Source organism: Bradyrhizobium sp. SRL28, from assembly GCF_018596315.1.
Taxonomy (GTDB): domain Bacteria; phylum Pseudomonadota; class Alphaproteobacteria; order Rhizobiales; family Xanthobacteraceae; genus Bradyrhizobium.
Genome location: NZ_JAHEAG010000252.1, coordinates 1 through 334 on the forward strand (window position 1 = coordinate 1; position 334 = coordinate 334).

Genomic DNA, 334 nt, shown 5'->3' on the forward strand with positions numbered 1-334 from the left:
TATCACCTACATCCCGATGGCGAGTGGCTTCGTCTATCTCGCCGTGGTGCTGGACTGGGCAACACGTCGTGTTCTGTCGTGGCGGCTGTCGATCACCATGGAAGCAGCCTTCTGCGTCGAGACGCTGGAGGATGCCTTGGCTCGTCACGGCAAGCCGGACATCTTCAACACGGATCAGGGCTCGCAGTTCACCGGACAGGCTTTTACCGGCGTGCTCGCCGACAACGGCATCGCGATCAGCATGGACGGCAAGGGCGCATGGCGGGACAACGTGTTTGTCGAACGGCTCTGGCGCAGCATCAAATACGAGGAGGTGTACCTGCGGGCCTATGAC

Annotated in this window: 1 protein-coding gene; it reads left to right on the forward strand. The window is 60.8% G+C overall.

Features of this window, described 5'->3' with window-relative positions; genetic code table 11:
* A partial coding sequence (locus KIP88_RS46225; protein ID WP_214494686.1) for a DDE-type integrase/transposase/recombinase occupies nucleotides 1-334 on the forward strand: 334 nt, incomplete at both ends.